Annotated in this window: 4 protein-coding genes and 1 pseudogene; 2 read left to right on the plus strand and 3 right to left on the minus strand. The window is 74.7% G+C overall.

Annotation, left to right across the window (positions count from 1 at the left end; genetic code table 11):
* Both Q7T52_RS09780 and Q7T52_RS09785 read right to left on the minus strand, forming a co-directional pair.
* A partial coding sequence (locus Q7T52_RS09780; protein ID WP_304801914.1) for a hypothetical protein occupies window positions 1-281 on the minus strand: 281 nt, incomplete at its 3' end.
* Window positions 278-634, minus strand: a complete 357-nt coding sequence (locus Q7T52_RS09785) for a hypothetical protein (RefSeq protein WP_304801916.1) — start codon at window positions 632-634, stop codon at window positions 278-280. The genes Q7T52_RS09780 and Q7T52_RS09785, both read right to left, overlap by 4 nt.
* 105 nt (window positions 635-739) lie before the next feature.
* Between Q7T52_RS09785 and Q7T52_RS09790 the strand changes: the two genes are divergently transcribed.
* Window positions 740-1,891: a lipid II:glycine glycyltransferase FemX gene (locus Q7T52_RS09790; RefSeq protein ID WP_370692313.1), complete on the plus strand. Its 1,152-nt coding sequence runs from the start codon at window positions 740-742 to the stop codon at window positions 1,889-1,891.
* Between the two features lie 2 nt (window positions 1,892-1,893).
* Window positions 1,894-2,943 carry an alanine racemase gene (locus Q7T52_RS09795; protein WP_304801919.1) on the plus strand — a complete coding sequence of 350 codons (1,050 nt, stop codon included), beginning with the start codon at window positions 1,894-1,896 and terminating at the stop codon, window positions 2,941-2,943.
* A gap of 8 nt (window positions 2,944-2,951) precedes the next feature.
* On the opposite strand, the pseudogene Q7T52_RS09800 reads toward Q7T52_RS09795, so the two are convergent.
* A pseudogene (locus Q7T52_RS09800) lies at window positions 2,952-3,701 on the minus strand (hypothetical protein); the annotation flags it as partial.

Consider the following 3,701-nt stretch of genomic DNA (forward strand, 5'->3'; position numbering starts at 1 on the left):
GTGAGCCCGGCGACGTCGTGCTCGAACGTCTCGAGCCCCCGGGTCACCGTCTCGAGCGCGGCGACCGCGAGGTCGGCGTGGCGGGCGAAGCCGCGCAGCGACGCGTCGGCCGCGTCGTGGGCGCGCCCGGAGCCCTCGGGCCACCCGCGCGCGACGACGTCGGCGTGCACGTCGGCCAGCACCGCTGCCCCGAGCCGAGCCGCTCGTGTCACCTCGACCGACCCGGACGCCACCGCCCGCAGCGCCGGGACCGGCGGGCACGGCGGCGGCAGCGCGGTCACGACACCCCGCCCGGACCGAGGAAGTACGCCGCCGCACCCTCGTCGGCCGCGTCGAGGTGGCGCCAGGTGGTCCAGAGCGCGTCGCCGTGGGCCTGGGCGGCGTCGGCCAGGACCCCGGCCCGCGCCGCCCAGCCCTCGAGGACCGCGGCGGCCACCGGACCCACCCGGCCGCCGAGGTGACCGGCCGGGGCGGAGGCGAGGGTGCGGCGTACGGCGGCGAGGTCGTCGACCCGCGCCTCCCACACGCCCTTGGCGGTGAGCAGCTCGGTGCCGTCGGCCCGGACCTCGGCGTGGACCTCGGTGTGGATCCCGGTGTGGATCCCGGTGTGGATCTGCGTGCTGGTCGTGGTCATGGGCCGCACCGTTGCCGCGCCGGCCCTGGGGACAAACCTCGCCCCTACGGACCTGTGGACGACCGCCTGCGGAGGTGTCGATCTGCGCGCACTACCGTGGATGACGTGACCTACGACGTGCGCGCGACCTCGGCCGCCGAGCACCTGGCGTTCGTCGAGGCGCGACGCTCGGCGAGCTTCCTGCAGACCCCCGCGTGGGGCCAGGTCAAGGCCGAGTGGCGCCGCGAGTCGGTCGGGATCTTCCAGGGCACCGAGCAGGGCACCGAGCAGGTGGGGGCCGCGCTGGTGCTCTACCGCCAGCTCCCGCGGGTCAAGCGCTACCTCGCCTACCTGCCCGAGGGTCCGCTGCTCGACTGGTCGACCGACGACCTCGGCGCGCTGCTGCGCCCGCTCGCCGCCCACGTCAAGGAGCAGGGTGCCTTCGGCGTCCGGATCGGCCCGCCCGTCGTCACCCGCCGCTGGGACGCCGCCGCCATCAAGGCTGGCCTCGCCGACCCCGACTGCCGCCGCCTCGACGACCTCGCGCCGACCGACCGTGACGCCGTCGGCGCCCGCGTGGTGTCGCAGCTGACCGACCTCGGCTGGCGCCCGCAGGCCGTCGAGGGCGGGTTCGCCGCCGGCCAGCCGCGCCACGTCTTCCAGGTCCCGCTGCGCCACCCCGACGGCACCGCCCGCACCGAGGACGACGTCCTCAAGGGCATGAACCAGCTCTGGCGCCGCAACATCAAGAAGGCCGCCAAGTCGGGCGTCGAGGTGACGGCCGCTGACGGCACGGCCTCCGAGGGCGACCTCGAGGCGTTCCACGACCTCTACGTCCACACGGCCGAGCGCGACCACTTCACGCCGCGCCCGCTCGGCTACTTCCGCACCATGCTCGACGCGCTCGGGGCCGAGAGCCCCGAGCGGATCCGGCTCTGGTCGGCCCGCCACGAGGGCGACCTGGTCGCCTCGACGATCGCCATCCGCGTCGGCGCCCACGCCTGGTACTCCTACGGCGCCTCCTCCACCGAGAAGCGCGACGTCCGCGGCTCCAACGCCGTCCAGTGGGCGATGATCCAGGACGCCCTGGCCGCCGGCGCCGACGTCTACGACCTGCGCGGCATCACCGACACCCTCGACGCCGACGACTCCCACGCCGGACTGATCCAGTTCAAGGTCGGCACCGGCGGCGAGGCCGTCGAGCTCGCCGGCGAGTGGGACCTCCCGCTCAACCGGGCCCTCTACAAGGCGTTCTCGGTCTACATGGGCAGGCGCTGACGATGGGCCTGACCCTCACCGTCGACGGCCCGCGCTGGCGCGGCCACCTGCGCGCCTGCGCCGACGCGACCCCCGGCCTCGTGCCGGTCGTCAAGGGCAACGGCTACGGCCTGACCCCCGGCCGGCTCGCCCGCCGCAGCGAGTGGCTCGGCGTCGACACCATCGCGGTCGGCACCTACGAGGAGCTGCCCGAGGTCGCGACCCGCTTCCCCGGCTCGCTGCTCGTGCTCACCCCGTGGCGGCCGTTCCTGCCCGACCTCGACCCTGCGCTGGCGACCCGCGTCATCCACACCGTCGGTCGCGTCGACGACGTCGACGCGCTGCTCACCCGCCAGCCCGGCGCCCGGATCGTCCTCGAGCTGCTCACCTCGATGCAGCGCCACGGCTTCTCCCCGCGCGGCCTGTGGGAGGCGGCCGACCACCTCCGCCGGCACCGGGCGCGTCTCGAGGGCCTCGCGCTGCACCTGCCGCTGGCCCAAGGCTCCCACCTCGGTGAGGTACGCCGCCACCTCAACGACGCGGTCGGCGCCGGTCTCGACGGCCTCGACACCGTGTGGGTCAGCCACCTGACCCAGGCCGAGCTGGCATCGCTTCGCGCGTCCTACGCCGACTTCACGATCCGGCCCCGCGTCGGCACCGATCTCTGGCTCGGTGATCGAGGCGCACTGTCGGTCACCGCGACCGTGCTCGACGTCCACGAGGTCGAGCGCGGCGACGCGTTCGGCTACCGCGCCCGCACCGCACCCAAGTCCGGGCACCTGCTCGTCGTCAGCGGCGGCACGGCCCACGGCATCGGCCTCGAGGCCCCGATGGGCGAGTCGTCGATCAAGGCCCGCGCCTCCACCCTGGCCCGCGGCGGCCTCGACGCGGTCGGTTTCGTGCGCTCGCCGTTCTCCATCGACGGCAAGCAGCGGCTGTTCGCCGAGCCGCCCCACATGCAGGCCTCGATGCTGTTCCTGCCCTCGGGCGCGCACGTGCCCGAGGTCGGCGACGAGATCGACGTCCGGGTCCGCTACACCGCGACGACCTTCGACCGCATCGTCGTCACCTAGAGGGCGTTCTAGACCAGGACCGGCTCGGCCTCGGTCGCCCCACCGGTCACGGACACGTCCTCCTCGGACTGCCGCACCACGTCGTCCTCGGGCCACCACACGTCGCGTGCGACGACCGCGGCGATCCACAGCGTGCCGACGACGTGGACCACGATGGCCAACCAGTAGAAGCCGGACGCCCCGTTGCCGCCGGGGTTGAGCAGGTCGCCCTGCCACCACCACGACATCATGAAGTAGACGATCTCGCAGGCCTGCCAGACCAGGAGGTCGCGCCACCGCGGGTGGGCGAGGGCGGCGAGCGGGAGCAGCCACAGCGCCTGCTCGGGCTCATAGCTCAAGCCGAGCAGCAGCACGCCGGCGACCAGGAGCAGGGCGACCTGGCTGAGCCGGGGACGGGAGGGGGCGAGGAGCACGAGGGCCGCGACGCCGACGAACCACAGCCCGACGAGGGCCCACGACACCTGCAGGCCCGTGTCGCGGCTGAGCCCCGACGACTGCGCGACGATGGTCCAGATCGAGCCCTGGTCGGCGCCGCGCTCCCACGCGGCCGCCCAGAAGCGCTCCCACTGGGCGCGGCCCGACAGGAACGCCGGGGCGTTGAGCACGGCCCACGCCGCGACGCCGGTGACCAACGGGGGCAGGAGCGGGGTCAGCCGTCGGTCGCGGACGCACACCAGGACCCAGGCGACCAGCAGCAGGACCGGCCACACCCCGGCGGCGGCGCCGGCGCCGACGAGCGCGCCCGCGAGGGCGGGCCG

The organism is Nocardioides sp. (genome assembly GCF_030655615.1).
Lineage (GTDB): Bacteria > Actinomycetota > Actinomycetes > Propionibacteriales > Nocardioidaceae > Nocardioides.